Raw genomic sequence first — 26,755 nt, forward strand, 5'->3', positions numbered from 1 at the left:
GGCGCATCGAGCAGGCGCTCGATGCGCCGCAGCCGCTTGCGCGCCTGGCCACGGACGCGGCGATGAGTCCATACCACTACCTGCGCACGTTCGCCCGCGTGGTCGGCACCACGCCGCACCGCTTCGTGCTGCGCGCGCGGCTGGAACGGGCCGCGCGGCTGCTGCGAGGATCGGCCGTGCCGGTCGCCACGGTCGCGCTGGAGGCGGGCTTCGCGGATCTGTCGACCTTCCACGCCAGCTTCCGGCGCTGGATGGGCGCCAGTCCGGCGGCCTACCGGGCGGGCAGGGTGCGCGCCGTGCGACGCGGCTCCGCTATGTTTCTTCCACCAGCGCCTTGAGCCGGGCCAGTCGCGCATCCCACTGGCCGGAAACCCAGTCGATGTAGCGGCGCAGTTCCTCGATCGGCGCCGGGTCCAGTGCGTACAGCCGTTCGCGGCCGGCGCGTTCCTGCCGCACGAGGCGCGCGCCTTCGAGCACGCGCAGGTGCTTGGTGATCGCCTGACGGGTCACCGGGTGGCCCTCGCTCAACTGGGCGATGGAGCGGCGCGAGCCGTCGCTGAGCCGGTTGACCAGCGCCAGCCGCGTGGGATCGCCCAGCGCGGCGAACACGCCGGCCGCGCGCGCCGGCGTCTGCGGCGGGCGCGGGCGGGCGCGAGCGATCACGGCGCGGTCTCTTCGACGTAGCGGCGGATGTTCTCCATCTGCTGGGTCCAGCCGCCCTCGTTCATGCGGAACGCTTCGTCGCGGCGGTCGGCGGGGATGCGCTCGAAACCCGACTCGGTCAGGGTCAGCAGGGTGCCCTCGCCGTGCGGCTCGAGGCGGAACTCGATCAGCGTCTGCGGCTCGTCCGAGTAATCCACGTCCGGCTTCACGGCATACGGGTGCCAGCTCAACGAGAACAGCCGCTCGGGCACCATCTGCCGCACCACCGCGCGCCAGGTGACGTGCTCATAGCCGGGATGGGTGATCCGCCCGACGGCTTCCTTGCCGGGTTCGAACGGCGCCTCCAGCTTCACCTGGAACCAGGCGCCGAATTGCTCGTGGTCGGTCAGCGCGCGCCACACGCGGGATACCGGGGCCTTCAGTGCGATGCGCTTTTCGATGCGGTCGTTCATATGCCACCTCCTGGTTGCATGTAGGGTGCGCCCGTCGATGTCGAAAAGCAACCTTTGGGTTGCTTGTTGCGGTGCCGTCCCGGAAACGGTGTACGGGCTCCTTGGCCCGGAAGCTTCTTGCTACAGTCGCCGCGTGCTCGATTCGAGGGGAACGCAATCCATGGGCAAGGGCCGGTTGGAAGCCTTCAGCGACGGCGTGATCGCCATCATCATCACGATCATGGTGCTGGAGCTGAAGGTGCCGCACGCCAGCTCGCTGGCGGCGCTCGCGCCGTTGCTGCCGGTGCTGCTCAGCTACGTGCTGAGCTTCGTCTACGTGGGCATCTACTGGAACAACCACCACCACATGCTGGCGGCCTCCCGGCAGGTTTCCGGCGGCGCCCTGTGGGCGAACCTGCACCTGCTGTTCTGGTTGTCGCTGTTTCCCTTCGCCACCGCCTGGATGGGCGAAAATCACTTCGCCGCCGCGCCCACGGCCGCCTACGGCTTCGTGCTGCTGATGGCGGCGCTGGCGTACTGGCTGCTGCAGCGGACGCTGATCCACCTGCACGGCCATGAGTCGGTGCTCGGGCGCGCGATCGGCAGCGACTGGAAGGGCAAGCTCTCGCCCGTGCTGTATGCGCTGGGCATCGCGGCCACGCTGTGGGCCGCGTGGATCGCGCAGGCGTTGTACGCGGCGGTGGCGGTGATGTGGCTGGTGCCGGATCGACGCATCGAGGGCGCCATGGAACGCGGCAATCCAAAGCCGTAGATGGGCTTCAGCCCGCCTTCCGCGCCGTGCATGGTGGGCTGAAGCCCACCCTACTTGATAGAGTCGGGCGTCCAGGGGAGCGCCGTGGGCGAGTCTCCGAAGACGGGAGTCCGGATGAGCACGACCACCAACGACCAGGACGGCCGCCTGCCGCGGCAGATCGGCTACATCATCGGCAACGAGGGTTGCGAGCGGTTTTCGTTCTACGGGATGCGCAACATCCTCACGCCGTTCCTGATCAGCAGCCTGCTGGCCTACATGCCCGAGGCCGAGCGCACGCTGGCGGCCAAGGACGTGTTCCACAGCTTCGTCATCGGCGTGTACTTCTTCCCGTTGCTCGGCGGCTGGATCGCCGACCGCTTCTTCGGCAAGTACCACACCGTGCTGTGGATGAGCCTGGTGTACTGCCTGGGGCACGCCTGCCTGGCGATCTTCGAGGACCACCGCGTCGGCTTCTTCGTCGGCCTGGGGCTGATCGCGCTGGGCGCCGGTGGCATCAAGCCCCTGGTGGCCTCGTTCGTGGGCGACCAGTTCGACCAGTCGAACAAGCACCTGGCCAAGGTGGTGTTCGACGCGTTCTACTGGATCATCAACTTCGGCTCGTTCTTCGCGTCGCTGCTGATGCCGATCTTCCTGCGCCAGTTCGGTGCGGCGGTCGCGTTCGGCATTCCCGGTGCGCTGATGTTCGTCGCGACGGTGGTGTTCTGGCTGGGCCGGCGCCAGTACGTGATGGTGCCGCCGGCAGCGCCGGACGAGAACGCGTTCTCGCGCGTGGTCCGCACGGCGCTGCTCAGCCACCGGCCGGGACAGGCGCGGCCGGGCCTGTGGGCCGCCGGGGCTGGCGTGCTGGTGGCGCTGGCTTCCTTTGCGTTGATTCCCGACCTGGGCTTCGTGATCGCCGCCTGCCTGGCGCTGGTGGCGCTGATCGCCGGCGTCGGCGGCGGCGCCTGGATGCAGATGGAGCGAGCCCGCGGCGTGCATCCGGACGCGGCGGTCGACGGCGCGCGCAACGTGCTGCGGGTGCTGGTGATCTTCGCGCTGACCACGCCGTTCTTCTCGCTGTTCGACCAGAAGGCCTCGACCTGGGTGGTGCAGGGCGGCCGCATGAGCATGCCCGACTGGTTCCACCCGGCGCAGATGCAGGCGCTGAACCCGATGCTGGTGATGCTGCTGATCCCGTTCAACAACCTGATGCTCTACCCGCTGCTGCGTCGGCTGGGCTATGCGCCCACCGCGCTGCGGCGAATGACCGCGGGCATCGCCTTCAGCGGCCTGGCGTGGATCGTGGTGGGCGCGCTGCAGGTGGCGATCGACGGCGGCGACGCGCTGTCGATCACCTGGCAGGTGCTGCCGTATGCCTTGCTCACCTTCGGCGAGGTGCTGGTCTCGGCGACCGGCCTGGAATTCGCCTACAGCCAGGCGCCGGCGTCGATGAAGGGCGTGGTGATGAGCTTCTGGAATCTCACCACCACGATCGGCAACCTGTGGGTGCTGCTGGCCAACGCCGCCGTGCGCAATGACGCCGTCACCGGTTCGATCGCGCGCAGCGGGCTCAGCACGATCGCGTTCCAGATGTTCTTCTTCGCCGCGTTCGCGTTGCTGGCGGCGTTGGCGTTCGGGCTGTACGCGCGGCGGTACCGGGAAGTCGACTACTACCGCGCGCACTAGGGCAGATCGGGGCGCGCCTACGCGTCCAGCGAAACCACCGGCGCGAACCCGCCGAAGATCATCCGCTTGCCGTCGAATGGCATCGGGGTGTCGGGGCCCATGCGGGGGTCCTCCATGATCTTCTTCATGCCGGCGTCGCGTGTGGCCTTGTCCGGCCATTCGATCCACGAGAACGCCACCGTCTCCTCCGCCGTGGCCTGCACGGCGCGGCGGAAGTCGGTGAGCTTGCCCTCGGGCACGTCGTCGCCCCAGCACTCGCAGATGCGGGTCGCGCCGAACTCGAGGAACATCGCGTCGAAATGCTTGGCGTGGTCGATGAACTGCTGCTTGTTGGCCGTGGGCACGGCGATCACGAAACCGTCGATGTAGGACATGGCATGGCTCCTTGAGAGTGGGATTGCCTGGTAGCGACGGTCGGCGCGCACGGATTTCGACAGGAAGCCGCAAGGATGGGTTTTCTTCCGGTTGCCCGCAGGCCGTCAGGCCGGCTCGAGCGCCGCCTGCCGCCACAGGTTTTCCCAGCCCAGGCCGCGGAAGCAGGGACCGGTCGTGGCCTCGGAAAACTTGATGTCGTTGAAGCGTGAGTTCCATTCCATGAGTTGCGGCTTGTCGTCCCGGTCGATGCACAGGTCCCAGCCCAGACATGACATGTGCGGGCAGCTCTGGTGGAGCGAGCGGCACAGCTGCGCGGCCTTGTCGAAATGCGGGATGGCCTGGCCGGCGAAGCCCAGGCCGGTGTCCGGGTGGGTGTCGGTGCGGCGCCAGTCGTGCAGGTATCCGCTCTCCGCCAGTTCGCCGCTGACCGGATCGACCGCCACCCGCACATGGCTGCGACTACGCACGATCTCGTCGCTGGTGCGGCCAAGGCGCAGATAGGCGGCCTTGACCGTGATGCGGCCGTCGAGTTCGCGGGCGGTGGTGATGCGCACCGTGGCGATGGCCGTAGGGCTGAACGCCGCGAGGAAATCGTGCTGGCGGATGGGCGCCTGGAAGACGCCATCAGGCAGGCGCAGCGGGCGGTCCGCGGAAAAATCCTTCCGCATCATGAAGACCACGCTGCGGCCCTGGCTGGAATTGTCGGCCTTGAACACCGCCCGCTCGTCGCGTGCGAACAGGATGTCCACCAGTTGCTGCTGTGACACCGGCCGGTATTCGCGCGAGTAGTAGAGGCCGTCGATCGCATAGGCCAGATCCGGCAGAGCATCGGTGTCGAGGATACGGCCGGTGAACGACTTGATTTGCGCGATCTTGGCCGCGTCGCCGTTCTTGCGCGTATCTACCACCAGGCCGTAGTAGTTGTCGGGGATCCAGCCCTCGCGGAAGCCGCCGCTGACCGCCGCGTAGACACGCAGCCAGGGTGCGTACATGGCGCTGCCCAGCACTTCCCGCGCATACTCGTCCGCTTGCCGCACGGCGGTTGAATCGGTGCGGCCCCGCTGGCTTTCCACGGCGCGCAGCACGACCTCGGCCTTGTGGTTGTAATGCGACTGGCGCTGCCGCTGGCACAGGTCGGCATAGACGTGCCGCGCGACAGCCATGCTGCGCTTGCTCAACGACTTGACGGAAAGGGTCATGGCGGCGCTGGCTCGAACGGGGAACGCTTCGGGACGTCGTGGTTGGCGGTGTGGCCGGCCGGTGATCAGGCGAAGGATGCAGAAGGTGTCACGCCGGCGCGTTGCGTGTCCTCGATGTCCGGACGTCCGTGTGTCGGGGCGTTGAGTGCACCGCGCATGAGGGCCCGCGCGTGATACCGGGCGTGGCATCAAGGGGCGGTGAAGGTGCGTCCCGGCGCGTGCGGGCCGGGGCACAAACGGGCAGTCGCGTGCCTAACCGGCCTCGGCGCGCCGCGGCAGCTTCCATTCCGGCCGCACGAAGTGGCAGGTGTAGCCGGTCGGGTAGTGCTGCAGGTAGTCCTGGTGTTCCGGCTCGGCTTCCCAGAAATCGCCGGCCGGTTCCACCTCGGTCACCGCCTTGCCGGGCCAGAGGCCGGAAGCGTCGACGTCGGCGATCGTGTCCTCGGCGACGCGCTTCTGCGCTTCGCTGGTGTAGTAGATCGCCGAGCGGTAGCTGCTGCCGCGGTCGTTGCCCTGGCGGTTGGGCGTGCTCGGGTCGTGGATCTGGAAGAAGAACTCCAGCAGGCGGCGATAGCTGATCTTTTCGGGATCGAACAGGATCTCCACCGCCTCGGCATGGCTGCCGTGGTTGCGGTAGGTGGCATTGGGCACGTCGCCGCCGGCGTAGCCCACGCGGGTGGCGATCACGCCGGTCTGGTGGCGCAGCAGTTCCTGCATGCCCCAGAAGCAGCCGCCGGCGAGGATGGCGCGTTCGGTGCTCATCGGTTGGCCTCCTTCGTGTCGAACAGCTTGCGGTACTCGCCGTAGCCCTCGCGCTCGAGCGCGTCGAGCGGGACGAAGCGCAACGAGGCCGAATTGATGCAGTAGCGCAGGCCGCCGCGATCGCGCGGCCCGTCCGGGAAGACGTGGCCCAGGTGGCTGTCGCCGTGGCTGGAGCGCACCTCGGTACGGATCATCCCGTGGCTGGCGTCGTGCTTCTCGACCACATGCGCCGGTTCCACCGGACGGCTGAAGCTCGGCCAGCCGCAATGACTGTCGAACTTGTCCAGCGAGGTGAACAGCGGTTCGCCGGAAACCACGTCGACGTAGAGGCCCGCCTCGTGGTGGTCGTTGAATGCGTTGTCGAACGGCCGCTCGGTGCCGCTCTGCTGGGTCACGCGGAACTGCTCGGGAGTGAGGCGGGCGAGCGCCTCGGGCGTCTTGCTGTAGGTCGGCATGGCTACCTCGTGTGGCTGCATGGCGTCGCGGTCGGTCGACGGACGCGTGCTTGCGGAACGGCTTTCCGTGGCCTGTCGTCATTCCCGCGAACGCGGGGGATTCCATCGGTTCTTCAGTCCCTCAGGCCTGGCCTTGAATGGGGGCCGGGCCTGAACGTTCCAAGCAGCGCCGTCGGTCAGGGCCTCTCCCAGGATGCAATCGGGCCGGGCCCGACCACGAACAGCGGATGGCAAGCGGGCGCTTCCTTGCCCCAACGCTCGGCCAGCGGCGGATTGCGCACGGCGAGCTTGCGCAGCAGGTGCTGCCATTCGTAGGCCAGTTGTCCCTCCGTCGCGGCCATGGCGGGCACGCACTCGATCACCCCGAGCTTGCCCCGGTCGAAGGCATAGCCGCGCGAAGCGGCCTCTTCCTGCACGGCCGCCAGGTAGGCATCGATCGCCCGTTCGGGCGTCGCGTGGTCACGGAAGCGCTCGAGTTGCGGATGCTGCCGGTAACCGCGCGTCTCGCCGCGCAACACGGCGCGCGCCAGCAATCCCTCGCGCCACAGGGCGAGCAGGCCCTGGCGGTCCAGGTGCTTGGGGTGCAGGGTCCAGAGGCGCATGTGAAGGCCGGTCAACGGAGCGGGTGGCATTATGGCGCTCCCCGACCCGCGTACCGGGTAGGGGAGACACCCTGATGCTTCGCCGGCCCCCGGGTTCCGGTTACGCATGTCCCCGGGCCGACGCACCCGCACCGCTCGCGCGGTGCCCGCCGGAGCGACCCGCATGCAAGCGCAACCCACGCCCGACACCATCCTGCAGACCGGCCTGGCGTTCTGGGCCTCCAAGACGCTGCTCAGCGCGATCGAACTCGGCCTGTTCACCGAGCTGGCCAGCGGCCCGCGGGACCCGCAAGGCCTGCGCGACGCCCTGGGGCTGCACCCGCGCGCGGCGGGCGATTTCCTCGACGCGCTGGTGGCGCTCGGCTTCCTCGCGCGTGTGGACGGCCGCTACGCCAACACGGCCGAGACCGATCTATTCCTCGATCGCGGCAAGCCGTCCTACGTCGGCGGCATCCTGGAAATGGCCAACGCGCGCCTCTACCCGTTCTGGGCCGGCCTGACCGAGGCGCTGCGCACCGGCCTGCCGCAGAACGAGATCGCGCACGGGGAACCGAACCTGTTCGACACGCTGTACGCCGATCCGGCGCGACTCAAGCAATTCCTCGCCGCGATGACCGGCATCAGCCGTGGCGCCAACCTGGCGATCGCCCGCCAGTTCCCGTGGAAGGATTACCGCAGCTTCGTCGATGTAGGCACGGCACAGGGCGACCTCGCCGCGCAGATCGCGCTGGCCCATCCGCACCTGCACGGCACCGGCTTCGACCTCCCACCGGTGCGTCCGATCTTCGAGGAGCACATGCGCGCCCTCGGCGTCGCCGACCGCGTCGATTTCGCCCCCGGCAGCTTCTTCGAACAGGCGCTGCCCAAGGCGGACGTCGTACTGATGGGCCACATCCTGCACGACTGGGACCTGCCCACCAAACGCATGCTGATAGCCAAGGCGTACGACGCGCTGCCCGAGGGCGGCGCGCTGGTGGTGTACGAGTCGATCATCGACGACGAGCGCAAGGAAAACGCCTTCGGCCTGCTGATGAGCCTCAACATGCTGATCGAGACGCCCGGTGGCTTCGACTACACCGGCGCCGATTGCGCCGGCTGGATGAAGGACGCCGGCTTCAGGCAAGCGAGCGTGGAGCACCTGGTCGGGCCGGACTCGATGGTGGTAGGCATCAAGTGATCCATGCCGACCGCAACCTCCCTAACGCCGGGCGCCCCGGAAATGCCTGCGGACGAGCACTTCGAATATGTGAAGGGCCGCAATGACCATCGGCAACGTGAGGTCGGCAGGCGCCAGCGGACGCGGAGCGCGGAGCAGCGTTTCCGTGTGCACCAGTATTTGCGCCTGGAAATGGCTGCGGGCTTCGATCTTCTCGAGGTGTTCGCGAAGATCGCCAATGAACTTGCTGATCGCTTCCGCCTTCTCGCTGCTTTTTGAAAGCGGGCGGTTGTGCTGGAGATCGTCCGCCAAGGCGGCGATTGCGCGGCGCCACGTCGCGACGTCCTTCCAGGTCACGATGCAGAGGGCGTTGTAGAAATCCTCGATGCTCGCGTTGCGGATCGCTACGCGTGACCTGGACCGCGGGGCTTCGAAATGGATCTTGTCCCTGCTGCGGTCGCGGAGATAGGTTGCCTGCGGCTTCGCCATGATCATCGCTCCTGATGAAAGACGGACAAGAAGAAGTCTTGTCCTTGCACAAATCCATTGTGCGGACGACCCGCATGCTTCGCCCTAATCGGGCCGTTTGTACACCACGCCGTCCTTCATCACAAACGGCACATGGGCCAGCGCGCCAATGTCCGCGGTGGGGTCACCTCGCACGGCAATGATGTCCGCCTCCATCCCCACCTTGAGCTGACCGAACCTGTCCTGTTGGCGCAGGATCTTCGCGTCCACTGCGGTGGCGGCGAGAAGGGCCTGGGTGGGGCGCATGCCGTCGCGCACCATCCACTCCAGCTCCTTGTAGTTGTCGCCGTGGGTGAACACGCCGACGTCGCTGCCGTTGCCGATGGTGACGCCGGCATCCATCGCCAGCCTGAAGGCGTGGGCGGCCTGCTGCATGTCGGCGTCCGGCGGCAGGCCAGGCTTCCAGCCACGGAAGTACTGGGCGTAGGCCGCTTCGGCCTCCAGCGTGGGCAGGAAGGCGACGCCGTGCTTCTTCATCAGCGCGAATACTTCGGCAGTGCCGCCGTAGCCATGCTCGATGGTGTCGACGCCGGCCAGCACGGCGCGGCGCATGCCTTCGGGCGTGGTCGAGTGCACCGACACCGGCAGGCCGAGCGAATGCGCGGTCTCGACGCCGGCCTTCAATTCCTCCTCGCTGAAGGTCGGCACGGAGCCATGGCTCTTGCCGCAGTGGTAGTCGGCGTAGATCTTGATCCAGTCGGCGCCGTGGCCGGCCTGGTCGCGCACGGCGTCGATCATCTGCGGCACGCCGCTGACCGGGATGCCGCCCTGCGGCAGGTCCATGTCGCTGCGGAAGCCCATCGGGCCGGGGCCGTAGCAGTGGCTGGCGATGGTGGCGCGGGTGGCGACGAACAGGTGCGGGCCGGGGATCAGGCCCTGGTCGATGGCGTGCTGCACGTCGACGTCGGCGTAGCCGGCGCCTTCGGTGCCCAGGTCGCGCAGCGCGGTGAAGCCGGCCATCAGCGTGTCGTGCGCGTGCTGCACGGCTTCGATGGTGCGGTAGGGCAGGCTTTCCTTGAGTACCTGGTCGTTCCACAGGGTCTCGTTGTACGGGTGCAGGAAGATGTGCGAGTGCGCGTCGATCAGGCCGGGCAGCAAGGTGGTGCCGGGCAGGTCGATGGTCTCCGTGCCGGGTGGCGCCTGCACCTGCGCGGCCGGGCCGACCGCGGCGATCCTGTCGCCCTGCACCAGTACCACCCAGCCTGCGTGCGCCTGCTCGCTGCGCGCGTCGAACACGCGGTCGGCCTTGAGCAACAGCGGATGGTCGGCGGGCTTGCTGGCAGGCGCAGCGCCAAGCGCGCTTCCGGCGAGCAGCAGGCCGAGCAGGGCAGCGAGGGTACGGCGTGGCGTGTGCAGGGACATGGATCGGTTCCTTTTCACATGGGGCCTGGCCCGTCTTTGTATCACCGGCACGAAGGCTCCGGGACCTTTTCGGGTATAAGGGCCGGATCGATCGACTGGAACGGAACCATGTGTGGATTGGCGGGCCTGCTGCTGCCTTCGCCGGAGCGGCAGGAAGAAGAACTCGCGTCGCTGGCCGGTGCGATGGGTGCGGCGATCGGGCACCGTGGGCCGGATGATCATGGCACCTGGGTGGATGCGCAGGCCGGCATGGCGCTGGCGCACCAGCGCCTGAGCATCCTCGACCTGTCGCCGCTGGGACACCAGCCGATGGCGTCGGCTGACGGTCGCTACGTGCTGGCCTACAACGGCGAGATCTACAACTTCAGCGAACTGCGCGTGCAACTTCAAGCGCTCGGTGCGAGCTTTCGCGGCCACTCCGACACCGAAGTATTGCTCGCCGCGTTCACCGCCTGGGGCGTGGAGGAAAGCCTGCGCCGTTGCAACGGCATGTTCGCGCTGGCGCTGTGGGACCGCAGCGAACGCTGCCTTTGGCTGGCGCGCGACCGGGTCGGCAAGAAGCCGCTGTACTACGGCTGGGCCGGCGGGACGCTGGTGTTCGGTTCCGAGCTCAAGGCGCTGTGGCGCCATCCCGATTTCGACAACGGCATCGACCGCGATGCCCTCACGTTGCTGCTGCGGCTGGATTACATCCCGGCGCCGCATTGCATTCACGAGCACACGTTCAAACTGATGCCCGGCCGCCTGCTGCGCATGAATGCGGCGTCAGTAGCCGCCGGCGCGGCGTTCCATCAGCCGGAACGGGCGCAGCGGCCGTTCTGGGACGCGCGCGAGCGCATGCGCGTCGCGTTGTCGGCGCCATTCACCGGCACGGATGCCGAGGCGGAAGATCAGTTGGACGATCTGCTCCGCGACGCCGTCGGCTTGCGCATGGTCGCCGACGTGCCGGTGGGCGTGTTCCTCTCCGGCGGCACTGATTCGTCCATCGTCACCTCGATGATGCAGGCGCAGAGCACGCGGCCGGTACACAGCTTCAGCATCGGCTTCGAGGGCTCGCACCATGATGAGGCGCCGCTGGCGCGCGAGGTGGCGGAGCACCTGCGCACCGACCACACGGAGCTTTACGTCAGTGGTGCCGACGCCCTGTCGGTGGTGCCGCAACTGCCGGCGATGTTCGACGAGCCGTTTGCCGATGCTTCGCAGGTGCCCACGGCGCTGGTCGCCAGGCTGGCGCGTGGCGGCGTCACGGTGGCGCTGTCCGGTGATGGCGGCGACGAGCTGTTCTTCGGCTACGGCCGCTACCAGCGCGCGCTGCGCAACTGGAGGATGCTCTCGCGCGTGCCTTCTGCGTTGCGCCAGCCGCTCGCGCGGATCGCACAGGGGCAGGGCGAGGCGTCGCGCGGTGGCGGCCTGGCCGCGCTGCTGGCGGAGATGGGCGCGCGGGGCATCGGTGACGTCTATCGCAACCGTGTGACGCGCTGGCGCGATCCGGCCGCGGTGGTGCCGGGCGCGCGGGCGCTCGAGTCGTTCTACCACCTGGCCGATCCGCTCGATGGCGCCGGCACGCCGGCCGACGCGATGATGCTTGCCGACTTCGTCAGCTACCTGCCCGACGACCTGCTGTGCAAGGTCGACCGCACCAGCATGGCGGTAAGCCTGGAAGCGCGTGCGCCGCTGCTGGACTGGCGCGTGGCGGAGTTCGCCTGGTCGCTGCCGCTGCACATGAAGCTGCGCGAAGGCGTGAGCAAGTTTCTGCTCAAGCAGGTGCTGCTGCGCTACCTGCCGGCCTCGATGGTCCACCGGGGCAAGCGCGGCTTCGGCGCGCCGGTGACAGCGTGGCTGCGCGGCGACCTGAAGACCTGGGCGGGCGACCTGCTGTCGCCGCAGCGCCTGGCCGCCGAAGGCGTGCTGGATGCGGCGGCGATCGCACAGGTGTGGCAACGCTTCGGCCAGGGTGAGCGGAAGTGGCACACGCACCTGTGGAACGTGTTGATGTTTCAAGCGTGGCAGGACTACTGGCGGCAGAGCCGCGCCACGGTGCGCAGCGGCGGTTGATCCGCCGCCGCACGCGCCCGTCAGTTGGCTGCGCCCACCGTGAGCTTCTGCCCGATGCGGATGGCGTTGTCACTCAGATGGTTCCAGTGCCTGAGCTGGGCGACCTTCACGCCGTAGTGCCGGGCCAGTCCGGACAGCGTCTCGCCGCGACGGACCACATGGGTCGGCGGTGCGGACGCATCGAGTGTCGGCGTCGCGGGGATGTGCTCGGCCTCGCTCGTGACGGGTTGGTCATCGTCGTCCAGGTCGGGCAACCGGGGCTGGGCGCTGACGCTGGCGACCAGGTCGCTGGGGCCGCCGACCGCCTGCGCCAGCAACGCAGTGCGCAACCGGTCGGCATGCTGGCGTGGCAGCAGCAGGCGAGCGCCGTGGCGGGTGTCGATGAGACCGTTGCGGTAGGCCGCGTTGAGGTCGGCCAGCGCGGCCCGCGGCAGGCCGGCGTGTTGCGCGGCCTGGTCCAGCGTCAGGCGCTGGCCTACCTCGACGGTGACCAGTTGCTGGCTTTCCTCCAGCGTCGGCAGCGTGACGTGGAAGCGTCCGGGCTCGCGCACCACGCAGGCGATCGCCATCAGCTTGACCAGGTGCTGACGGGTGCCCGCACGCACTGGCAATGTGGGCACCGCCGGTTCGGCCGGCGGCGTGCCGTCGCGCTTGACCAGGCGATCGATGCCGTAGCGGCCGGCGTTGTAGGCGTAATCGGTCAGGCGCCAGTCCTGGAAGTGGTCGTGGTAGCCCTTGAGCAGGGCCATTACCTTGTCGGTGGCGGCCGGCACGTCGAGCCGGCCGTCGTAGTCGCGTTCCACCGCCAGGCCCATGTGGCGGGCCGTGCCCGGCATGATCTGCCACATGCCCGCGGCGCGGTTCTTGCGCGGCGCGACCGGGATGAAGTGGCTTTCCACCCAGGGCAGCAGCGCGAACTCGCCCGGCACGCCATGCCGCTGCGCGCTTTCCTGCACGTAGAACAGGCGCGGCAGCACCCGCCGCATCTGCGCCTCGAAGTGCTTGGGCGAACGGGTGTAGCGGCGGGCCCAGACGTCGATCGCCGGATCGGCGGCGCAGTCGGCCATCGCGAAGCTGCCGCGCAGCCGCTCCCATACATTCGTGGCGGCAGGTGCCTGCGGGCTTGCCGGGGCGCCGGCGGCGACGTCCGGCACGACGGCCACGGGCGCCTGGGCCTTGGATGGTGCTGGCTGCGGGATCGGCGCGGTGGCGCAGGCGGCGAGCAGCAGCGACAGGGTCAGCGGCAGCGGTCGAAGTACGTGTCTCATCCCTGGAAGACGTCCTTGGCGGCGCGCAGTGCGGCGAAGCGTTCGACCCGACCACCGGCGGCGTGTCGATGCCCGGCCCAATCGGCCAGCGCTTCGCTGTCGATGCGCAGGAAGGGATTGCAGGCCAGCTCGCTGGCCAGCGGCACGGGCACGGTGGGGCGACCCTGGGCGCGTGCATCGGCGGCTTCGATGCAGCGGTCGGCCAACGCACGATTGGTCGGGTCGACCTGTCGCGCGAAACGGCCGTTGGCCTCGGTGTATTCGTGGCCGCAGCACACCTCGAGATGGCCGGGCAGCGCGGCCAGACGCTCCAGCGAGGCGAGCATCTGCGCCGGCGTGCCTTCGAACAGGCGCCCGCAGCCGAGGCTGAACAAGGTGTCGCCGCAGAACAGCAGGCCTTCGCCGGCATAGGCGATGTGGCTGCGGGTGTGGCCCGGCACTTCGAGCACCTCGAAGCGGGCTTGCGGCCGATCCAGCGTGACGACGTCGCCGTCGCCCACCTGTCGATCGACGGCACCGATGCGCTCGTCACGCGGGGCGTAGACGGTCGCGCCGTGGCGCTCGCGCAATGCAGCGGCCCCGGCAATGTGGTCGCCATGATGATGGGTCAGCAGGATCGCCTGCAGGCGCAGCGAGCGCGCGGACAGGGCGGCTTCCACCGGCGCGGCTTCGCCCGGATCGACCACGACGGCCTGGCCGTCGTCGTCATGCAGCAACCAGATGTAGTTGTCGGCAAGCGCCGGTAACGGTACGACGTGCAAGAACGGTCTCCGCAGCCTTTCGTATCGACTGGCGCAGGCATCCGGCTTGCGCGAAGCGCCCGACTATAAGTGCCGTATCCGGGCCACTCGTTAGTGAGCCGTTAAATGTGTGATCCGCGTTCAGCCTGGCGGCGCATTCCGCGACCGGTGGCGCGCTTCCGACCCTCAGCCGCTACACTCTCGTTTTGCGGCGAAACAGGCGCGACATGCCTCAACGCGACCAAGACATCTACGCCAGCAAGCCGATGCGCGGCCTGCTTGCCGCAGAGGCGCAGGCGCTGGCCCCGGAACTGCAGCGCTGCGCCGGCGCCTATGCGTTGCAGGTGTCCGCCGTGGCGCGCGACGCCACGCCGGCCTCGCCGATGCTCGATCGCTGGGTGCAGCTGCACCTGGACGGCAACCGTTGCGCCGGCGACCTGCACACGCGCCTGGACGAGCCGCTGCCGTTCGTGGACGACGCCTTCGGCCTGGTACTGCTTAGCCATGCGCTGGAAGTGGCGCCCGGTCCGCAAGACCTGCTGCGCGAAGCGGCCCGCGTGCTCGCCCCCGGAGGCATGCTGGCGCTGACCGGCATGCACCCGGCCAGCGGCTGGCTGCCGTGGCTGCTGTGGCGCGGCCAGCGTGGCGTGAGCCTGGAATCGCCGCTGCGCATCGGCCATTGGCTGCGCGGCGCGGAGCTGAATGTCGAGCGCGTGCAGCGCGTCGGTCCGATGTGGCCGAGCTCGGCGGTGGTGCCGCACCATGGCGGCCCGCTCGGTGGCGGTTACCTGCTGATCGCGCGCAAGCGGCGCCAGGCGGCCGCGCCGATCCGCTTGCGTCCGCGTGCGATCGCCGCGGCGCCGGTCGCCGGCCTCGCGCCCGGCGCGCGCCGCAACGCCGCCGCCTGATTCTTTCGCGAGGAACGATGATCGAAGTCGAAGCGTTTACCGACGGCGCGTGCCTGGGCAATCCCGGGCCCGGCGGCTGGGCCGCCCTGCTGCGCGCCAAGGGCGTCGAGCGCCTGTTCTCAGGTGGTGAGCCGGCCACCACCAACAATCGCATGGAGCTGATGGCCGCGATCGGCGCGCTGGAAGCACTGACGCGCCCGTGCAAGGTGGTGCTCACCACCGACTCGCGCTATGTCATGCAGGGCATCGAGCAATGGTTGCCCAAGTGGGTCGCCAACGGCTGGCGCACCGCCGACAAGAAGCCGGTGAAGAATCAGGATCTGTGGGAGCGGTTGGCAGCGGCGAAAGCGCCGCATCAGGTACGCTGGGCGTGGGTGCGCGGCCACACCGGCCACGTGGAAAACGAACGCGTCGACACCGCCGCGCGCGAGCAGGCCGAGCGCCACAGGGGCAGGGCATGAGACAGATCGTTCTGGATACCGAGACCACCGGCCTGGAAGTGCGCCAGGGGCATCGGCTGATCGAAATCGCCTGCGTGGAGCTGGTCGAACGCCGTCCGACCGGCCGGCACTGGCAGACCTACCTCAATCCCGAGCGCGCGATCGACGAGGGCGCGCGGCAGGTCACCGGCATCGAGGACGAGTTCCTGCTCGACAAGCCGTTCTTCGCGGACGTCGCGGACGACTTCCTCGCCTTCATCGGCGATGCCGAGCTGATCATCCACAACGCCAGCTTCGACGTCGGCTTCCTCGATGCGGAACTGGCGCGCGTCGGCGCGCACCTGGGCTGCATCGGCGACCGCTGCCGCGTGATCGACACGCTGGCGATGGCGCGCGAGCGCTATCCCGGCCAGCGCAACAGCCTGGATGCGCTGTGCAAGCGCCTGGGCGTGGACAACTCCGCGCGCGACCTGCACGGCGGCCTGATCGACGCCCAGTTGCTGGCCGACGTCTACCTGGCGATGACCTCCGGCCAGGTGGTGCTGGACCTGGCCTTCGAGGGCGCCCACGAGGAAGCCGGTGCCGCCGTGCTGGCACCGGTCACGTTGTTGCGCCGCCCGCGCGTGCTGCGTGCCGACGCAGCCGAACTGGCCGCGCACGAACAGCGGCTGGATGCACTCGACAAGGCGGCCCAGAGCGGCAGCGTGTGGCGTCGGCTGGAGCGGCCCGAGGCGGTGGCGGCCGAGGCCTGAGCGTTCAGCTCACGCGCGCCAGGATCACCGTGATGTTGTCGTCCGCGCTGCCATCGAGCGCAGCGAGGAGCAGGTGATCGACGCATTCCTGCGCGGCCAGGTCGGTGCGGCCGACGATCCGCGCGATCGCCGCGTCGGACAGGCTTTCGGTCAGGCCATCGCTGCAAAGCACGAAGCGGCTGCCCGGTTCGGCCGGCCCGCGCGCCATGCCGATGTGCAGGTGCTCGATCGCGGTGACGCCCAATGCCTGGGTCAGCACGTTGCGCTGCGGGTGGCGCTCGGCCAACGCCGGGTCGAGCTGGCCCGCGGCCACTAGTTCCTGCACCAGTGAATGGTCGTGGCTGACCTGCCGCAGCGCGCCGTGTTGCCATAGGTAGATGCGGCTGTCGCCGACCCAGGCCACCTCGTAGCGGTCGCCGGACAATCGCAGCGCGGCCACCGTCGTGCCCATCGGCAGCTGGTCCGCCGCGGCGCTGGAATGCCTGAAGAGCCGTTCGCCGGCGCTACGCACCGCCTCGACCAGCCCGCATCCACGCCCGACCTGCTCGACGATCGCATCGCGCACCAGCGCCGAGGCGACTTCCCCATGCTGGTGTCCGCCCATGCCGTCGGCGACGAGGAACAGGCCCAGCGCCGGATCGGCGTAATAGGTGTCCTCGTTGCGCGTGCGGCGCAGGCCGACGTGGGTGCCGTGTCCGAACTCGATCATGGGCGATGGGCCGTGGAAGCGGCACGCAGCATGCCGGATGACGCCCGGGCGCGCAAAGGCTGCACGCGCGGCCTGGGCTCGATGGCCAACATCGGCGAACATGGGTGTTTGTTGCGCGAAGCCACGGCAAGGGATCGTCGATCTTGCCGTGTGTGTGCGCTTCGCGTGGACTGGATGGAGAACGTTCGTGCCTTTCCTCGCCATAAAACGGCAGCTCGCCTTGGTGTTGTTCCTCGCCCTCGTCCTGCCGGTCGCCCATCTGCGGGCCGACACGCTCAACCACGCCCGCACGACGGATGCGCCCTACCTGGACGTGCTGGATCTGCACGGCGCTCCCCGCGACCCGTCCGATCGCAGCTTCAACATCTTCTTCGATGCCGGCTCATGGCATGGCTACAGCCTGCCGCCCACGGACGACAAGGCGGGCGGATTCTCCGGACCGTTCGTACACAGCCTCGAGGGCGGACGCTGGGTCGGCGCGCGCTTCGCGCGGCTGGTCCTGCGCGATGCGGGCGGGCAGGGCGCGCTGGCGCTGGTGCCGATCGGTGAACACGCCGGTCCCGGCTACCTGCAGCGCGATGACGCCGCCCCCGGCCTGGCGGTGCGCCAGACCCTGTTCTTCGCCGATTCCCGGCGCGCGCTGGTGCGCATCGAGCTCACCTCCACTCGCGCGCGCTCGGTGGACGTGACGGTGGAAGGCAGCGCGCTGCCTTCCGCAAAGACACAACTGGAAGCCAACGGCGGCCTGGTGACGCAGCGCTTTTCCGGTTCGCCCTCGACGCTGCTCACGCGGTGGCGCGCGGAAGACGCGCAAGCCACCGTGCAGGGCAACGGCTACCGCATCGCGCTGCGCCGGCCGCTGTCGCTGGAGCCGGGGCGAACGGCCACGCTTTTCCTTGAGCAGGCACTGCTCTACGACGCCACCACGCCGCCGCCGTTGGTGGATGCCAAGGCGGCCTGGGCACGCAACCGCGCGCGCTGGCGCGGCTACCTCGACTACGTCGCCACCACCCATCTGCCAGGCGTGCCGGATGCGACCGTCCACCACGTCGCGCTCAAGGCCGTGCAGACGCTGATCGCCAACTGGCGCGCGGCACGCGGCGATCTGCGCCACGACGGCGTGATCCCTTCGTACTCCAATCCCGACTTCAACGGCTTCTGGGCCTGGGATTCGTGGAAGCACGCGGCGGCGCTGGCCCGCTTCGCGCCCGACCTGGCGCGCGAGCAGATGCGCGCCATGTTCGACTACCAGCTGCCCGACGGCATGGTGATCGACTGCATCTACCTGGACCGTGCCGACAACAACCGCCGCGACAGCAAGCCGCCGCTGGCTGCCTGGGCCGCGATGGAGATCTACCGCACCACCGGCGACAAGGCCTTCCTCGCGCAGATGTACGACAAGCTGGTGCGTTACCACCGCTGGTGGTCCGCCGCGCGCGACCACGACGGCAACGGCCTGGCGGAATTCGGTTCCACCGATGGCACGCGCATCGCTGCGGCGTGGGAAAGCGGCATGGACAACGCGGTGCGTTTCGATGCCGCCACGATGGTCAGGAACGGCGAGGGCGCCTGGTCGCTGGATCAGGAATCGGTCGATCTCAACGCCTATCTCTACCGCGAGAAGCTGGAGCTCGCCGACGCCGCCGCGGCGCTGGGCAAGCCGCGCGACCGTGCCGCCTGGCTCGCCGAGGCCCAGGCCCTCGGCAAGGCCGTCCGCGCGCGGATGTTCGACGCCTCGGCCGGCTGGTTCTTCGACACCCGCCTGGGCACGGGCGAAGCCGTGCGCGTGTTCGGCGCGGAAGGCTGGACACCGCTGTGGGCCGGGCTTGCGGACCAGGGGCAGGCGAACGCCGTGGCCCGCGTCATGCTCGACCCGCAGCACTTCGCCACCGTCATGCCGTTCCCGACGCTCGCGAGGAACGACCCGCGCTTCTCGCCGATCAAGGGCTACTGGCGCGGCCCGGTGTGGCTGGACCAGGCCTGGTTCGGCGTCGAGGCGCTTCGCCGTTACGGCCATACCCGCGACGCGGACGCGATGGCGCGCCGGCTGGTGCTGAACGCACAAGGCCTGGCAGGGCAGACGCCCATCTACGAGAACTACGATCCGCTCACCGGCCACGGCTACCAGTCGCCCAACTTCAGCTGGTCGGCGGCCAGCTACCTGTTGATGTTCCAGGACGCAAGCCGGGCACGGTAAAAACAAAAAGCCCCGATCACTGGATCGGGGCTTCATGCTACTGGCGGAGAGGGTGGGATTCGAACCCACGGTACGCTTACACGTACGCCTGATTTCGAGTCAGGTACATTCGACCACTCTGCCACCTCTCCTAAAGGGTCGCGGGTCGACGCGAGCCGGCGATTTTACGTGGAGCCGGGAGCCCTGACAAGCGCTCCCGGCGAGCCTGCCCGACCTCAGCCGGCCTTCTTCTTCGCCAGCCGCAGCCAGGTGTCGACCACCGTGTCGGGGTTGAGCGAGACCGACTCGATGCCCTGGTCCATCAGCCACTCGGCCAGGTCCGGGTGGTCGCTGGGGCCCTGGCCGCAGATGCCTACGTACTTGCCTTTCTCGCGGGCGGTCTTGATCGCCAGGGCGAGCAGCTTCTTTACCGCCGGGTCGCGTTCGTCGAACAGGTTGGCGACGATGCCCGAATCGCGGTCCAGGCCGAGGGTGAGCTGGGTGAGGTCGTTCGATCCGATCGAGAAGCCGTCGAAGATGTCCAGGAACTCATCGGCGAGCAGGGCGTTGGACGGCACCTCGCACATCATGATGATCTTGAGGTCCGGCTCTCCATCAAAACTTTGGCCCTGCTTGAGGCCGTTCTTCTGGAGCACCTCGATCACCTTGCGGCCTTCGCCCAGCGTGCGCACGAACGGGATCATCACCCAGACGTTGGACAGGCCCATCGTCTCGCGCACCTTCTTGACCGCCTTGCACTCCAGCGCGAAGGACTCGGCGAAGCCGGCGTCGACGTAGCGGCTGGCGCCGCGGTAGCCGATCATCGGGTTCTCCTCGTGCGGCTCGTAGCGCGAGCCGCCGATCAGGCCGGCGTATTCGTTGGACTTGAAGTCGGACAGGCGCACGATCACGGGCTTCGGGTACACCGAGGCGGCGATGGTGGCGATGCCTTCGGCCAGGCGGTCGACGTAGAAGCTCACGGGATCGGCGTAGCCGGCCATGCGCTCGTCGATCTTCGCCTTGGTCTCGGCGTCCTGGCGGTTGTATTCGAGCAGTGCCTTCGGGTGCACGCCGATGTGGCTGGCGATGATCATCTCCAGGCGCGCCAGGCCGATGCCGGCGTTGGGCAGCATGCCGAAGTCGAACGCGCGCTCGGGGTTGGCGACGTTCATCATGATTTTGAGCGGCGCCTCGGGCATGGCACCCAGGTCGGCGGTGATGCGGTCGAAGGCGAGCTTGCCTTCGTAGATCATGCCGGTGTCGCCCTCGGCGCAGGACACGGTCACTTCGGCGCCGTCGGGAATCGTCTGCAGCGCGTTGCCGGTGCCGACCACCGCCGGCACGCCCAGCTCGCGCGCGATGATCGCGGCGTGGCAGGTACGGCCACCACGGTTGGTGACGATGGCGGCGGCGCGCTTCATGATCGGCTCCCAGTCGGGATCGGTCATGTCCGCCACCAGCACGTCGCCGTTCTGGAACTCGTGCATCTGGCTGATCGACTTGACCACGCGGGCCTTGCCCGAGCCGATCTTCTGGCCGATGGCACGGCCCTCGGCCAGCACCTTGCCCTTCTCGTTGAGCTGGAAGCGCTCGAGCTGCGTGGCGTGGGCGCGCGACTTCACCGTCTCCGGGCGCGCCTGCACGATGTAGAGCTTGCCGGTGTTGCCGTCCTTCGCCCACTCGATGTCCATCGGGCGACCGTAGTGCTGCTCGATCACCAGCGCCTGCTTGGCCAGCTCCTGCACGTCCTCGTCGGAAATGCAGAACTTGTTGCGCAGCTCGGCCGGCGTCTCCTCGATGCGCACGCGCTCGCCGGGCTTGTCCGAATAGACCATGCGCTGCTGCTTGGCGCCGAGGCTGCGGCGGAGCAGGGCGGGCTTGCCCGCCTTGAGCGTGGGCTTGAAGACGTAGAACTCGTCGGGGTTCACCGCACCTTGCACGACCATCTCGCCGAGGCCGTAGGAACCGGTGACGAACACCACGTCGCGGAACCCCGACTCGGTGTCCAGCGTGAACAGCACGCCGGACGCGCCGATGTCCGAGCGCACCATCAGCTGCACGCCGGCGGAGAGGAACACGTCCTCGTGCTTGAAGCCCTGGTGCACGCGGTAGGCGATTGCGCGGTCGTTGTAGAGCGAGGCGAAGACTTCCTTGACCTTGTGCAGCACGTCGTCGATGCCGACCACGTTGAGGAAGGTTTCCTGCTGGCCGGCGAAGGAGGCGTCGGGCAGGTCCTCGGCGGTGGCCGACGAGCGCACGGCGGCGGCGATGTTCTCCGCGCCGGCGTCCTTGCACAGCTTGGCGTAGGCGTCGCGAATGGCTTGGTCCAGTTCCTGCGGCAGCGGCGTTTCGGTGACCCAGCTGCGGATCTCCTTGCCGGCGACGGTCAGCGCTTCGACGTCTTCCACGTCCAGGCCGTCCAGTCGCGCGCGTATGCGCTTGGCCACGCCGCTCTTGTCCAGGTACTGCTGGAACGCATCGGCCGTGGTGGCGAAGCCGCCGGGCACCGAGACGCCGAGCTTGGCGAGGTTGCCGATCATCTCGCCGAGCGAGGCGTTCTTGCCGCCGACCTTGCCCAGGTCGGTCATGCGCAGGTTGTCCAGCCAAAGCACCAGGTCGTTCAAGGGACTCTCCTTAGTAAAGCTTGGGTAATCGCTGCGCTGCGCCGATTTTTCGGCCGCAAAGGACTGGTATTGTCCGCTGCCGATGGTGCACGGCACAAGAAGACCATTTGTTCACGATGCCGGGCCAACTGCATACCAGTCAGCCGCGAGTCAAGCGAACACGGGCTTTGGCGCATGCGCTAAGGTTCCATGCAAACCATCCAAGGGCGAACGGACATCCGCATGCAACGCACGGTTTTCTTCATCTCCGACTCCACTGGTATTACCGCGGAGACGATCGGCAATTCGATCCTCGCCCAGTTCGAGGGCATCCAGTTCGACAAGCATCGCCTGCCGTTCGTGGACGACACGCATAAGGCCGAGGCCGCTGCGCTGCGCATCAAGACGCGCTACGCGCAGACCGGCGAGCGGCCGATCGTGGTCAACACGATGGCCGACCGTGCGCTTTGCGACATCGTCGCGCAGAGCGGCGGCCTGATGCTGGACGTGTTCGCACCCTTCATCGGACCGCTGGAGGAGGAACTGGGCGCCAAGCGCTCCGGTGCGGTGAACCGCTCGCACGGTCTGGTCGATTTCGACAAGTACGAGGCGCGCATCAACGCGACCAACTACGCACTGGCGCACGACGATGGCATCGACGTGGACTACGAGCAGGCCGACCTGATCCTGGTCGGCGTGTCGCGCTCGGGCAAGACGCCCACCTGCCTGTACATGGCCTTGCATTACGGCGTCAAAGCCGCCAACTATCCTTTGACCGACGACGACCTGGACAAGCTGGAACTGCCCAAGCGGCTCGCGCCCTACAAGGATCGCCTGTTCGGACTGTCCATCGACCCGCAGCGGTTGGCGCAGATCCGCGAGCAGCGCCGGCCCGGCAGTCGCTATGCCACCTTGAAGCAGTGCCGCTGGGAGCTGGAGCAGGCCGAGCGGTTGATGCGCCAGGCGGGTATCTCCTCGCTCAACACCACACACGTTTCCATCGAGGAGATCGCCAGCAAGATCTTCGAGCGCTTCGGTATCGAGCGCACCATGTTTTGAGGTATATCCGAACCTGATGAGTGCCGTACTGGACAACCGCGCATCCTTGCTCCCGGGACGCTTCGAGTTCCTGATGGGGCTGTATGCGGAGAACTATCACCGCCTGGCGCACCTGTTCGCGCCCCAGACGCTCGCGCCCGGGCGCTACCGCTCGAGCGTGGACGACGGTCTGGACGTGCACATGCACGTGCAGGAGCGCCATCCGTACACGCTGGAACTGGAACTGACCTACGGCTTCGTCGACGCGCACACCGGGCATCCGTCGCCGTCGGCCCAGTTGCGCATGTACACCGATGCGCACGTGGCCGAGGCGCTGCACTGCCATCCGGGGCGACATCTCTGGCAGGTGCTGGGCCCGTTCCCGGAAGCGCACACGGTGCTGCAGCATCGGTTGCGCATGAACGGCTTTCTTTCGCGCTGGCTGGAGTACCTGGCCGGACAGGGACACTCGGCCGGAACGCTCGAGCAAATCGAAACGGGCGAGTGATCGGAGCCCACTCCAGGGCGAAGCCCTTGCGAAGAGTGCGGCCATCGATGGCCGCTTTTGCCTTCGCATTCAAGACGAACGCACAAACAACGCCCAACAAAAAACCCGCACTCGGCGGGTTTCTCATTAGTGGCGGAGCGGACGGGACTCGAACCCGCGACCTCCGGCGTGACAGGCCAGCATTCTAACCGACTGAACTACCGCTCCGCGTTGTCTTCCAGCTACACAAAGTGCGAGACCAACCTTGGCGTCCCCACGGGGATTCGAACCCCGGTCGCCACCGTGAAAGGGTGATGTCCTAGGCCTCTAGACGATGGGGACGGATTAGGTTGGTGGAGCCAGGCGGGATCGAACCGCCGACCTCCTGCATGCCATGCAGGCGCTCTCCCAGCTGAGCTATGGCCCCGCCGCTGGAAGCCCGAAAGAATAGGCAGGGTTCGCGAATCCGTCAAGCGTTTTTTCGAAAATTCTGCGCGCTTCTGTCACGCGCACTTGCGCCCATCGACACCTCCGCGTGGTGACGTAAGCTGGTCGGCCACACCCACCGGAGCACGCATGCACGAGATCGGTTTCATTCGCGACCTCGCCATGGTGATGATCGTGGCTGGCGCCACCACGGTGCTGTTCCAGCGCCTGCGCCAGCCCGTGCTGCTGGGCTACATCCTGGCCGGCGTACTGATCGGTCCGCACACCCCCGGCGTGCTCGTGGGCGACCCGCGAGCCATCGACGACATCTCCAATCTCGGCGTCGTGCTGCTGATGTTCACGCTCGGCCTGGAGTTCAGCGTGCGCAAGCTGCGCGAGGTCGGCATGGGCGTGCTGATGGTCGCGGTGATCGAGGTGGGCCTGATGCTGTGGATCGGCACGGGCGTGGGCGAACTGATGGGCTGGAACAACATGGACGCGCTGTTTCTCGGCGCGCTCATCTCGCTGTCTTCCACCATGGTCGCGACCCGTACGCTCGCCGAAGGCGGCCTGCGCCACCTGCCGTTCGCGCAGCGCGTGGTAGGCATCCTGGTGGCCGAGGATGTGCTGGCCATCGTGATCCTGACCGTGCTGAGCGCGGTGGCGATCGGCGGCGCGATGGAAGCGGGTACGGCACTGGCCGTGGTGGGGCAGGTCGGTCTTTTCGTGGTGGCTGGCATGATCCTCGGGCTGCTGCTGTTGCCGCGGCTGATCGACTACGTGGCCGGGTTCGGCCGCGACGAGACACTGCTGGTGAGTGCGCTGGGCGTCTGCTTCGGCGCCAGCCTGTTCGCCGCGTCGTTGGGTTTCAGCGTTGCGCTCGGGGCGTTCCTCGCCGGCGCGGTAATCGCCGAGGCGCGCAACGCCCATCGCGTGATGCGGCTGGTCGAGCCCTTGCGCGACATGTTCGCCGCGTTGTTCTTCGTGGCGATCGGCCTGAAGATCGATCCTGCCTTGCTGTGGCAGTACGCGCTGCCGGCGCTGGGCATCGCGGTGGTGGTGATGGTCGGCAAGACGCTCGCGGTCGGCATGGGCATGGTGGCGGTAGGGCAGGAAGCGCGTTCCTCGATCCGCACCGGCCTGAGCATGGCGCAGATCGGCGAGTTCTCGTTCGTCATCGCCGCGCTGGGCGCGTCGCTGGGCGTGGTGAGCGATTTCATCTATCCGACGGCGGTGGCGGTGTCGGTGGTCTGCATGGCCGCCTCGCCCTACCTGGTCGGGCATGCCAACGGCATCGTGGACGGTATGCGGCGGGTGGCGCCGGGGCCGCTGCGGCTGCTGCTCACCAGCTACTCGGGCTGGCTGGGCAGCCTCAAGCCGGTGGAGCAGAACGCGATGATCGCGGCCATGCTGCGCCGCCTGTTCTGGCACATCGGGGTCAACGTGGTGTTGGTGGTGACGCTGTTCGTGATCGGCGCCTACGTCAACGCGCACAACTGGGCCTGGTTCTCCGCCATGGGGGCGAACCGCGAGATGCGCCATTCGCTGATCTTCGCGGTGGCGCTGTTCTGCTCGCTGCCGATGCTGATCGCCATCTACCGCAAGGCCGAAGCGCTGGGCATGCTGCTGGCGGAGCTGGGCATCCGCGAGCATTTCGCCGGCGGCTACACCCATGCCATGCGCAGCGTACTGGCGCGGCTCATTCCGCTGGGCACGCTGCTGGCCCTCGGGCTGCTGGTCAGCGTGCTCGGCTCGGCGATCCTGCCGCCGCGCGGCGTGGCGATCGTGCTGCTGGTGGCGGGGGTGCTGCTGTCGGCGGTGCTCTGGCGTGCGCTGGTGAAGATGCACGCCCGGCTGCAGGCGGCCCTGCGCGACACCCTGGAGCGGCCTTCGCCGGACGATTAGGCATGTGAAGACCGGGGGAACCTTTCTCCAGCCTAACGGTCGAGTGCCGGTGTCGTTGCCAAGACCGCTCGACGCGCCTCACAATGCCCCGCCTGCCTCCATCGGGGAGGCCCGGTCGCATTGCCGGCACATTCTTAAACGAGGGAGTTACGAATGAAGCATTTTCTCCGTCCCACGCTGACGGCGGCCGCGCTGGCCGTTGCGCTGGGCATGACCGCGGGCGTCCACGCCCAGGCCGCCAAATCTGGCGCCGCCGGCACGGTCGACAAGACCAAGGCCAGCTACGTGGTCGGCTGGGACCTGGCGAACCAGCTGCCGCCGCTGGTGCGTGAGGAAATCGACCCGGCAACGGTCGCCCGCGCCGTGCAGTCGGCGCTGTCGGGCCAGAAGCCGACGATGAGCGAGGCCGAGGCCAAGAGCGTGCGCGACGCCTTCGTCGCCAAGCTGCAGGCCAAGGCCAAGGCGCAGTACGAGAAGGTCGCGTCCGAGAACAAGACCAAGGGCGAAGCCTTCCTGGCCAAGAACAAGAGCGCGCCGGGCGTGAAGACCACCGCTTCGGGCCTGCAGTACAAGGTGATCAGCGAAGGTACCGGCGCGCGTCCGGGCCCGAGCGACACCGTGCAGGTGAACTACGTGGGCACGTTCGTCAGTGGCGAGAAGTTCGACGCCTCGGCCGACCACGGCAACAAGCCCGCCGACATCCCGCTGCAGGGCGTGATCCCGGGCTTCCGCGAAGGCCTGGAGCTGATGAAAACGGGCGCGCACTACATGCTCTACATCCCGTCGAACCTGGCCTACGGCGCGCAGCCGCAGAATGGCTTCCCGCCGAACGCCACGATCATCTTCGACGTGACCCTGGTCAAGACCGGCCCGACGCCGGCCGGTGGCCAGGGCGACGCGGGCAAATAAGCCGCCTCGTTCGCAAGCAGCAAAAAAGGGCGCGGAGCGATCCGCGCCCTTTTTCGTTGCACGGGTGCCGCTTCGCGGCGTTCGCCATGCACTCCACCGTATCGGCGATAGGTTGCGACGGGCGCTTGAACAAGTCCGCGCGGACCGTCCTCGATGCCTGATCCTCGCTCTGCCCCTGCTAGAATCGCCGGTTCTTTCAGGTTGGAAATGTGCGAATGAACGTCACCCTGTTCGGTACTGGCTACGTGGGCCTGGTCACCGGCACCTGCCTGGCGGAGATGGGCAACCACGTACTGTGCGTGGACGTGGACGCGGGGAAGGTCGCGCGCCTGAAGCAGGGCGAGGTGCCGATCTTCGAGCCGGGCC

At 68.0% G+C, this 26,755-nt stretch carries 26 protein-coding genes, 4 tRNA genes and 1 pseudogene; 14 read left to right on the forward strand and 17 right to left on the reverse strand.

The window, feature by feature from the left end; all coding sequences use genetic code 11:
- A partial coding sequence (locus AAIL17_RS17150; protein ID WP_424684050.1) for a helix-turn-helix transcriptional regulator occupies nucleotides 1–338 on the forward strand: 338 nt, incomplete at its 5' end.
- Here the strand turns inward: AAIL17_RS17150 and AAIL17_RS17155 are convergent.
- Nucleotides 313–663, reverse strand: coding sequence for an ArsR/SmtB family transcription factor (locus AAIL17_RS17155; protein ID WP_424684051.1), 351 nt, complete (start codon nucleotides 661–663; stop codon nucleotides 313–315). The two genes, AAIL17_RS17150 and AAIL17_RS17155, sit on opposite strands and share 26 nt — an antisense overlap.
- On the reverse strand, nucleotides 660–1,115 hold the full coding sequence (locus AAIL17_RS17160) for an SRPBCC family protein (RefSeq protein WP_424684052.1): 456 nt from the start codon (nucleotides 1,113–1,115) through the stop codon (nucleotides 660–662). The genes AAIL17_RS17155 and AAIL17_RS17160 overlap by 4 nt, the downstream gene beginning before the upstream one ends.
- A 160-nt stretch (nucleotides 1,116–1,275) precedes the next feature.
- On the opposite strand from AAIL17_RS17160, the gene AAIL17_RS17165 reads away from it, so the two are divergent.
- On the forward strand, nucleotides 1,276–1,866 hold the full coding sequence (locus AAIL17_RS17165) for a TMEM175 family protein (RefSeq protein ID WP_424684053.1): 591 nt from the start codon (nucleotides 1,276–1,278) through the stop codon (nucleotides 1,864–1,866).
- A 114-nt stretch (nucleotides 1,867–1,980) separates the two neighbouring features.
- Nucleotides 1,981–3,534 carry an oligopeptide:H+ symporter gene (locus AAIL17_RS17170; RefSeq protein WP_424684054.1) on the forward strand — a complete coding sequence of 518 codons (1,554 nt, stop codon included), beginning with the start codon at nucleotides 1,981–1,983 and terminating at the stop codon, nucleotides 3,532–3,534.
- A gap of 17 nt (nucleotides 3,535–3,551) precedes the next feature.
- Here the strand turns inward: AAIL17_RS17170 and AAIL17_RS17175 are convergent, their stop codons facing one another.
- The 5 genes from AAIL17_RS17175 to AAIL17_RS17195 all read right to left on the reverse strand — a co-directional run bounded on the left by AAIL17_RS17175 (nucleotide 3,552) and on the right by AAIL17_RS17195 (nucleotide 6,927).
- Nucleotides 3,552–3,908 carry a DUF1428 domain-containing protein gene (locus AAIL17_RS17175; RefSeq protein WP_424684055.1) on the reverse strand — a complete coding sequence of 119 codons (357 nt, stop codon included), beginning with the start codon at nucleotides 3,906–3,908 and terminating at the stop codon, nucleotides 3,552–3,554.
- 105 nt (nucleotides 3,909–4,013) lie between these two features.
- Entirely contained in the window at nucleotides 4,014–5,108 is a 1,095-nt protein-coding gene (locus tag AAIL17_RS17180; RefSeq protein WP_424684056.1) for a sugar-transfer associated ATP-grasp domain-containing protein, read from the reverse strand.
- A gap of 252 nt (nucleotides 5,109–5,360) precedes the next feature.
- Nucleotides 5,361–5,870, reverse strand: a complete 510-nt coding sequence (gene msrA / locus AAIL17_RS17185; RefSeq protein WP_424684057.1) for a peptide-methionine (S)-S-oxide reductase MsrA — start codon at nucleotides 5,868–5,870, stop codon at nucleotides 5,361–5,363.
- Nucleotides 5,867–6,325, reverse strand: a complete 459-nt coding sequence (msrB, locus tag AAIL17_RS17190) for a peptide-methionine (R)-S-oxide reductase MsrB (RefSeq protein WP_424684058.1) — start codon at nucleotides 6,323–6,325, stop codon at nucleotides 5,867–5,869. Before msrB ends, msrA begins: the two co-directional genes overlap by 4 nt.
- A gap of 176 nt (nucleotides 6,326–6,501) precedes the next feature.
- Entirely contained in the window at nucleotides 6,502–6,927 is a 426-nt protein-coding gene (locus AAIL17_RS17195; RefSeq protein ID WP_424684059.1) for a pyrimidine dimer DNA glycosylase/endonuclease V, read from the reverse strand.
- Nucleotides 6,928–7,090: 163 nt separating this feature from the next.
- On the opposite strand from AAIL17_RS17195, the gene AAIL17_RS17200 reads away from it, so the two are divergent.
- Nucleotides 7,091–8,104 carry a methyltransferase gene (locus tag AAIL17_RS17200; RefSeq protein ID WP_424684060.1) on the forward strand — a complete coding sequence of 338 codons (1,014 nt, stop codon included), beginning with the start codon at nucleotides 7,091–7,093 and terminating at the stop codon, nucleotides 8,102–8,104.
- Nucleotides 8,105–8,125: 21 nt separating this feature from the next.
- On the opposite strand, the gene AAIL17_RS17205 is transcribed toward AAIL17_RS17200, so the two are convergent.
- The gene (locus AAIL17_RS17205) at nucleotides 8,126–8,572 is read right to left on the reverse strand and encodes a hypothetical protein (protein ID WP_424684061.1); all 447 of its coding nucleotides are present in this window, start codon (nucleotides 8,570–8,572) and stop codon (nucleotides 8,126–8,128) included.
- A gap of 84 nt (nucleotides 8,573–8,656) precedes the next feature.
- The gene (locus tag AAIL17_RS17210) at nucleotides 8,657–9,973 is read right to left on the reverse strand and encodes an amidohydrolase family protein (RefSeq protein WP_424684062.1); all 1,317 of its coding nucleotides are present in this window, start codon (nucleotides 9,971–9,973) and stop codon (nucleotides 8,657–8,659) included.
- Nucleotides 9,974–10,081: 108 nt separating this feature from the next.
- On the opposite strand from AAIL17_RS17210, the gene asnB reads away from it, so the two are divergent.
- Entirely contained in the window at nucleotides 10,082–12,028 is a 1,947-nt protein-coding gene (gene asnB, locus AAIL17_RS17215) for an asparagine synthase (glutamine-hydrolyzing) (protein WP_424684063.1), read from the forward strand.
- A 20-nt stretch (nucleotides 12,029–12,048) separates the two neighbouring features.
- On the opposite strand, the gene AAIL17_RS17220 is transcribed toward asnB, so the two are convergent.
- Nucleotides 12,049–13,296 carry a transglycosylase SLT domain-containing protein gene (locus AAIL17_RS17220; protein ID WP_424684064.1) on the reverse strand — a complete coding sequence of 416 codons (1,248 nt, stop codon included), beginning with the start codon at nucleotides 13,294–13,296 and terminating at the stop codon, nucleotides 12,049–12,051.
- Nucleotides 13,293–14,057, reverse strand: a complete 765-nt coding sequence (gloB, locus tag AAIL17_RS17225) for a hydroxyacylglutathione hydrolase (RefSeq protein WP_424684065.1) — start codon at nucleotides 14,055–14,057, stop codon at nucleotides 13,293–13,295. The genes AAIL17_RS17220 and gloB overlap by 4 nt, the downstream gene beginning before the upstream one ends.
- Before the next feature lie 206 nt (nucleotides 14,058–14,263).
- Between gloB and AAIL17_RS17230 the strand changes: the two genes are divergently transcribed.
- Genes AAIL17_RS17230 through dnaQ form a run of 3 tightly spaced genes read left to right on the forward strand, consistent with a single transcriptional unit; the run spans nucleotide 14,264 to nucleotide 16,136 of the window.
- On the forward strand, nucleotides 14,264–14,944 hold the full coding sequence (locus tag AAIL17_RS17230; protein ID WP_424684066.1) for a class I SAM-dependent methyltransferase: 681 nt from the start codon (nucleotides 14,264–14,266) through the stop codon (nucleotides 14,942–14,944).
- 17 nt (nucleotides 14,945–14,961) lie between these two features.
- The gene (gene rnhA / locus AAIL17_RS17235; RefSeq protein ID WP_424684067.1) at nucleotides 14,962–15,405 is read left to right on the forward strand and encodes a ribonuclease HI; all 444 of its coding nucleotides are present in this window, start codon (nucleotides 14,962–14,964) and stop codon (nucleotides 15,403–15,405) included.
- Nucleotides 15,402–16,136 carry a DNA polymerase III subunit epsilon gene (dnaQ, locus tag AAIL17_RS17240; RefSeq protein ID WP_424684068.1) on the forward strand — a complete coding sequence of 245 codons (735 nt, stop codon included), beginning with the start codon at nucleotides 15,402–15,404 and terminating at the stop codon, nucleotides 16,134–16,136. The genes rnhA and dnaQ overlap by 4 nt, the downstream gene beginning before the upstream one ends.
- A gap of 4 nt (nucleotides 16,137–16,140) precedes the next feature.
- On the opposite strand, the gene AAIL17_RS17245 is transcribed toward dnaQ, so the two are convergent.
- Nucleotides 16,141–16,845 (reverse strand): PP2C family protein-serine/threonine phosphatase, encoded by a 705-nt coding sequence (locus AAIL17_RS17245; RefSeq protein WP_424684069.1) that lies wholly within the window; start codon nucleotides 16,843–16,845, stop codon nucleotides 16,141–16,143.
- Nucleotides 16,846–17,032: 187 nt separating this feature from the next.
- On the opposite strand from AAIL17_RS17245, the gene AAIL17_RS17250 reads away from it, so the two are divergent.
- Complete coding sequence (locus AAIL17_RS17250) at nucleotides 17,033–19,042, forward strand: MGH1-like glycoside hydrolase domain-containing protein (protein WP_424684070.1); 2,010 nt, start codon at nucleotides 17,033–17,035, stop codon at nucleotides 19,040–19,042.
- A gap of 41 nt (nucleotides 19,043–19,083) precedes the next feature.
- On the opposite strand, the gene AAIL17_RS17255 is transcribed toward AAIL17_RS17250, so the two are convergent.
- Nucleotides 19,084–19,173 (reverse strand) — tRNA-Ser (locus AAIL17_RS17255).
- Nucleotides 19,174–19,257: 84 nt separating this feature from the next.
- Nucleotides 19,258–21,645 carry a phosphoenolpyruvate synthase gene (gene ppsA / locus AAIL17_RS17260; protein ID WP_424684071.1) on the reverse strand — a complete coding sequence of 796 codons (2,388 nt, stop codon included), beginning with the start codon at nucleotides 21,643–21,645 and terminating at the stop codon, nucleotides 19,258–19,260.
- Nucleotides 21,646–21,867: 222 nt separating this feature from the next.
- On the opposite strand from ppsA, the gene ppsR reads away from it, so the two are divergent.
- Both ppsR and AAIL17_RS17270 read left to right on the forward strand, forming a co-directional pair.
- Nucleotides 21,868–22,683, forward strand: a complete 816-nt coding sequence (gene ppsR / locus AAIL17_RS17265) for a posphoenolpyruvate synthetase regulatory kinase/phosphorylase PpsR (protein WP_424684072.1) — start codon at nucleotides 21,868–21,870, stop codon at nucleotides 22,681–22,683.
- 16 nt (nucleotides 22,684–22,699) lie between these two features.
- Nucleotides 22,700–23,170, forward strand: a complete 471-nt coding sequence (locus tag AAIL17_RS17270; protein ID WP_424684073.1) for a DUF1249 domain-containing protein — start codon at nucleotides 22,700–22,702, stop codon at nucleotides 23,168–23,170.
- Between the two features lie 130 nt (nucleotides 23,171–23,300).
- Here AAIL17_RS17270 and AAIL17_RS17275 read toward each other — a convergent pair.
- The 3 genes from AAIL17_RS17275 to AAIL17_RS17285 all read right to left on the reverse strand — a co-directional run bounded on the left by AAIL17_RS17275 (nucleotide 23,301) and on the right by AAIL17_RS17285 (nucleotide 23,576).
- Nucleotides 23,301–23,377: transfer RNA gene (locus AAIL17_RS17275), tRNA-Asp, on the reverse strand.
- 38 nt (nucleotides 23,378–23,415) lie between these two features.
- Nucleotides 23,416–23,491: transfer RNA gene (locus AAIL17_RS17280), tRNA-Glu, on the reverse strand.
- A 9-nt stretch (nucleotides 23,492–23,500) separates the two neighbouring features.
- Nucleotides 23,501–23,576: transfer RNA gene (locus AAIL17_RS17285), tRNA-Ala, on the reverse strand.
- Nucleotides 23,577–23,725: 149 nt separating this feature from the next.
- On the opposite strand from AAIL17_RS17285, the gene AAIL17_RS17290 reads away from it, so the two are divergent.
- From AAIL17_RS17290 to AAIL17_RS17300, 3 genes and pseudogenes are all read left to right on the forward strand, one after another.
- Nucleotides 23,726–25,480, forward strand: coding sequence for a cation:proton antiporter (locus AAIL17_RS17290; RefSeq protein ID WP_424684074.1), 1,755 nt, complete (start codon nucleotides 23,726–23,728; stop codon nucleotides 25,478–25,480).
- A gap of 153 nt (nucleotides 25,481–25,633) precedes the next feature.
- A complete protein-coding gene (locus AAIL17_RS17295) occupies nucleotides 25,634–26,389 on the forward strand; it encodes an FKBP-type peptidyl-prolyl cis-trans isomerase N-terminal domain-containing protein (protein ID WP_424684075.1) in 756 nt (251 codons plus the stop codon).
- A 215-nt stretch (nucleotides 26,390–26,604) separates the two neighbouring features.
- Nucleotides 26,605–26,755, forward strand: a pseudogene (locus AAIL17_RS17300) (UDP-glucose 6-dehydrogenase); the annotation flags it as partial.

The sequence above is a fragment of the Frateuria sp. YIM B11624 genome (genome assembly GCF_049727805.1).
Lineage (GTDB): Bacteria > Pseudomonadota > Gammaproteobacteria > Xanthomonadales > Rhodanobacteraceae > Frateuria_A.

Excerpts from the sequence above, each read along its gene's own strand:
- AAIL17_RS17160 (WP_424684052.1), bottom strand. The coding sequence starts at position 1,115 with ATGAACGACCGCATCGAAAAGCGCATCGCACTGAAGGCCCCGGTATCC.
- AAIL17_RS17165 (WP_424684053.1), top strand. The coding sequence starts at position 1,276 with ATGGGCAAGGGCCGGTTGGAAGCCTTCAGCGACGGCGTGATCGCCATC.
- AAIL17_RS17170 (WP_424684054.1), top strand. The coding sequence starts at position 1,981 with ATGAGCACGACCACCAACGACCAGGACGGCCGCCTGCCGCGGCAGATC.
- AAIL17_RS17175 (WP_424684055.1), bottom strand. The coding sequence starts at position 3,908 with ATGTCCTACATCGACGGTTTCGTGATCGCCGTGCCCACGGCCAACAAG.
- AAIL17_RS17180 (WP_424684056.1), bottom strand. The coding sequence starts at position 5,108 with ATGACCCTTTCCGTCAAGTCGTTGAGCAAGCGCAGCATGGCTGTCGCG.
- msrA (WP_424684057.1), bottom strand. The coding sequence starts at position 5,870 with ATGAGCACCGAACGCGCCATCCTCGCCGGCGGCTGCTTCTGGGGCATG.
- msrB (WP_424684058.1), bottom strand. The coding sequence starts at position 6,325 with ATGCCGACCTACAGCAAGACGCCCGAGGCGCTCGCCCGCCTCACTCCC.
- AAIL17_RS17195 (WP_424684059.1), bottom strand. The coding sequence starts at position 6,927 with ATGCGCCTCTGGACCCTGCACCCCAAGCACCTGGACCGCCAGGGCCTG.
- AAIL17_RS17200 (WP_424684060.1), top strand. The coding sequence starts at position 7,091 with ATGCAAGCGCAACCCACGCCCGACACCATCCTGCAGACCGGCCTGGCG.
- AAIL17_RS17205 (WP_424684061.1), bottom strand. The coding sequence starts at position 8,572 with ATGGCGAAGCCGCAGGCAACCTATCTCCGCGACCGCAGCAGGGACAAG.
- AAIL17_RS17210 (WP_424684062.1), bottom strand. The coding sequence starts at position 9,973 with ATGTCCCTGCACACGCCACGCCGTACCCTCGCTGCCCTGCTCGGCCTG.
- asnB (WP_424684063.1), top strand. The coding sequence starts at position 10,082 with ATGTGTGGATTGGCGGGCCTGCTGCTGCCTTCGCCGGAGCGGCAGGAA.
- AAIL17_RS17220 (WP_424684064.1), bottom strand. The coding sequence starts at position 13,296 with ATGAGACACGTACTTCGACCGCTGCCGCTGACCCTGTCGCTGCTGCTC.
- AAIL17_RS17230 (WP_424684066.1), top strand. The coding sequence starts at position 14,264 with ATGCCTCAACGCGACCAAGACATCTACGCCAGCAAGCCGATGCGCGGC.
- rnhA (WP_424684067.1), top strand. The coding sequence starts at position 14,962 with ATGATCGAAGTCGAAGCGTTTACCGACGGCGCGTGCCTGGGCAATCCC.
- dnaQ (WP_424684068.1), top strand. The coding sequence starts at position 15,402 with ATGAGACAGATCGTTCTGGATACCGAGACCACCGGCCTGGAAGTGCGC.
- AAIL17_RS17245 (WP_424684069.1), bottom strand. The coding sequence starts at position 16,845 with ATGATCGAGTTCGGACACGGCACCCACGTCGGCCTGCGCCGCACGCGC.
- ppsR (WP_424684072.1), top strand. The coding sequence starts at position 21,868 with ATGCAACGCACGGTTTTCTTCATCTCCGACTCCACTGGTATTACCGCG.
- AAIL17_RS17270 (WP_424684073.1), top strand. The coding sequence starts at position 22,700 with ATGAGTGCCGTACTGGACAACCGCGCATCCTTGCTCCCGGGACGCTTC.
- AAIL17_RS17290 (WP_424684074.1), top strand. The coding sequence starts at position 23,726 with ATGCACGAGATCGGTTTCATTCGCGACCTCGCCATGGTGATGATCGTG.
- AAIL17_RS17295 (WP_424684075.1), top strand. The coding sequence starts at position 25,634 with ATGAAGCATTTTCTCCGTCCCACGCTGACGGCGGCCGCGCTGGCCGTT.